4 protein-coding genes are annotated in these 2887 nt (G+C 70.0%); 2 read left to right on the top strand and 2 right to left on the bottom strand.

Features of this window, described 5'->3' with window-relative positions; translation table 11 throughout:
* Positions 1-290 (top strand): SRPBCC domain-containing protein (locus tag VGH85_21960; protein ID HEY2176484.1); only part of this gene is annotated, 290 nt, incomplete at its 5' end.
* The gene (locus tag VGH85_21955; protein HEY2176483.1) at positions 290-955 is read left to right on the top strand and encodes a dihydrofolate reductase family protein; all 666 of its coding nucleotides are present in this window, start codon (positions 290-292) and stop codon (positions 953-955) included. The genes VGH85_21960 and VGH85_21955, both read left to right, overlap by 1 nt.
* 8 nt (positions 956-963) lie before the next feature.
* On the opposite strand, the gene VGH85_21950 is transcribed toward VGH85_21955, so the two are convergent.
* Together VGH85_21950 and VGH85_21945 are read right to left on the bottom strand one after the other, a co-directional pair.
* Positions 964-1905 carry a glycoside hydrolase family 16 protein gene (locus VGH85_21950; GenBank protein ID HEY2176482.1) on the bottom strand — a complete coding sequence of 314 codons (942 nt, stop codon included), beginning with the start codon at positions 1903-1905 and terminating at the stop codon, positions 964-966.
* Positions 1906-1982: 77 nt separating this feature from the next.
* The coding region (locus VGH85_21945; protein HEY2176481.1) for an aminoglycoside phosphotransferase family protein at positions 1983-2887 on the bottom strand (905 nt) is incomplete at its 5' end.

Below are 2887 nucleotides of genomic sequence, written 5' to 3'. Positions count from 1 at the left end.
TGCACGGGCCGGACGGGACCGACTACCAGGAGTGGATCACCTGGCGGGAGATCGTCCCGCCGGAGCGGATCGCGCTGCTGCACGGCGAGTCCCGCGACGACCCGAACGCCTTCGAGTCGGTCCTGACCTTCGAGCCGGCCGGCGAACAGACCCGGATCGTGATGCGCGCGGTGTTCCCCACCAAGGAACTCCGCGACGAGGCGGCGGAGAAGTACCACGCGATCGAGGGCGGCGAGCAGACGCTGCGCAACCTCGCGGCCTACGTGACTCAGGAAGGGACGGTGCGCTGATGGCCGGGAAGGTGTATTTCAGTGTGACGATGTCACTGGACGGCTTCATGGCGCCCGACGCCGTGCCCGTCGAGTACGTATTCACGCCCGAAGGTCAGAACGATCCGAGGGTCCAGCGGTGGATGGCGAAGTGGTCGGAGCTGCAGGCGTGGCTGTTCCCGCAGCGGTGGTTCCGGGAGAGCCTCAAGCTCGGCGAGGGCGGCGAGGAAGGACTCGACAACGACATCGCGCGGGCGACGTACGACCGCACCGGCGTGAGCGTCATGGGCAAGCGCATGTTCGACGGGGGCGAGCTGGCATGGCCGGAGGAGGCACCATTCCACACCCCGGTGTTCGTCGTCACCCACACCAAGCGTGACCCGTGGGAGCGGCCGGGCGGCACCACCTTCCACTTCGTGAACGACGGCATCGAGAGCGCGCTGCACCAGGCCCGCGAGGCTGCCGGCGACCGCGACGTGCGCATCGCCGGGGGCGCCGAGACGATCCAGCAATACCTGGACGGCGGCCTGATCGACGAGTTCTCGATCACGCTCGCGCCCGTGCTGTTCGGCACCGGCATCCGGCTGTTCGACCGCGTGGACTCCGACCGCCTCGCGCTGGACCAGGCCCACACGGACGCATCGTCCCGGGTGACCCATCTGACCTACACCGCCGTGAAACGCTAGCGCCGGACCTAGTGGGCGTGTTGCGGGCGCAGTTCGTCGACGGCGACGTAACGAACCTTGAGGGTGCCGCCCGACGTGGTCTGGGGAGTCGGCGTGGTGCATCCGCACACGCCGTCCGGGAAGCCGCCACCCATCGCGAGATCGAAGATCACCGTGAAACCGTGGTCGACCGCGGCCGTCCAGGTTGCCGCCGGCACCTGGTTCTGATCGACCGCGAAGATCTGCTTCCCATCTAGGTACCAGCGGATCTGTTCCCGGGTCGCGTGCCGGCGGTCGACGATCACGGAGTAGGTGTGGAATCCGGTCTGACAACCGGAGCAGGTGAGTAGCCCGCTGCTGATGCCGGTGGGCTCGTTGCACGGACCGCTGGGATAGACACCGCAGTGGAACGTCGACGCCACCTGGCTCTGGGCATTGACATCCTCGAGGATGTCGATCTCGCCGGTGCCGGGCCAGTCGCCCGGTCCGAGCATCCAGAACGCCGGCCAGTAGCCGAGTCCGGCCGCCGGGTCAGGTTGCCGGATCGACGCGCTGACCCGCATCACACCGCCGGCCGGAGCGCCGAAGAGCTGCTTGGTGCGGATCCGGCCGGACGTCCACGTCTGGTCGGAGCCGAGCGCCCTGATGTTGAGGCTGCCCCGGCCGTCCTGGAACACGTTGGCCGTCGAGTCGGTCGCCGTCTCGATCTCGCCGGTACCGAAGTTCGCTCCCGGCCCGACGTCGTAGATCCACCTGTTCGCATCGACCCGGCTGCCGGCGGCACCGTTGAACCGGTCCGCCCACACCCGCTGCCAGCCGTGTGCCGAGGCCGGGACAGCCGCGGTGACCGCAGTAGGCCCCGCGTCCGCGGGGGTTGCGGCCGCCAGCACCGCCGCGACGACGATCGCCGCCGCCGCACCGGGCACCAGTCCGCGGCGCAGGACTGTCCGTCGAGAGCGTGGGCTGGGCATGGCCGCCTCCCTGGTCACGGTCAACGCGATCCCGGGAGAGTGCCTCAGGTCGGGCCCGGTGGCAAGACCGGCCGAGGTCAGAGTGCGTCGCCGAGTACGGCGGTGATTCCGAGCCGCGCGGTTGCCACCATCGACGGATTGGTGTGCAGGTAGTACGGCAGGGCGATCACGCTGCCGGACACGACGAGGCCTCGTGCGCGACGCTGCATCGCGTCGTCCGCCCCGACGATCTCGCAGAACGCCGGCCGGCTGGCACGGTCGAGCAGGTACCAGGCCGGGGTGACGTCGTACGCCGGATCGCCGGTCGACATGGTCCCGAAGTCGAGTACGCCGGCGAGGCGACCGTCCCGCACGAGGAGGTTGCCCGGGATCAGGTCGGCGTGCAACCAGACGGGCGGACCCGCCCAGTCCGGGACGGCCAACGCGTCGTCCCAGACCTTCGCCACCCGCTCCACATCGATGATTCCCTCGCACTGCGCGAGGGCCGCGCGGAACACCTCGTCGCGCCCGGCGAGCGGCAACCCGCGGCCGAACCCTTCGGACCCGGGCGGTGGCGCACCCGTCATGTCGATGCTCTGCATCTCGGCGACGAACTGCCCGAGTGTCAGCGCCGTCTGCGTCATCGAGTCGAGCCGAGCGGTGAGCGCGTCCTCGCCGGTGAGCCACCGCACGACCGCCCACGGGAACGGATAGTCCTCGCCCGGCTCCCCCGTCACCACGACCTCCGGCACAGCCAGCGATACATGGGGAGCGATGACGGGCAGCCAGCGCACCTCCTTGACGAGACTTCCGACCGCGCCGGGGGTCAACGGCATCCGGACCGCGAGGTCGTCGCCCAGGCGGAACACGGCGTTCTCCGTACCCCCCGACGCCACCCTGCGCAGCGACCACCCGGCGTACTCCGGCAGCTGCCCGGCGACCAGCGCACGCACCCGATCGGTGTCGATGTCGACTTCGTCGGCGTGCAGGCGGGGCGACATGC

This window comes from Mycobacteriales bacterium (genome assembly GCA_036497565.1).
In the GTDB taxonomy this organism is placed as follows: Bacteria; Actinomycetota; Actinomycetes; order Mycobacteriales; family QHCD01; genus DASXJE01.
The sequence above is the reverse complement of the archived record's forward strand: the minus strand, read 5'-3'. Positions and strand labels throughout refer to the sequence as shown.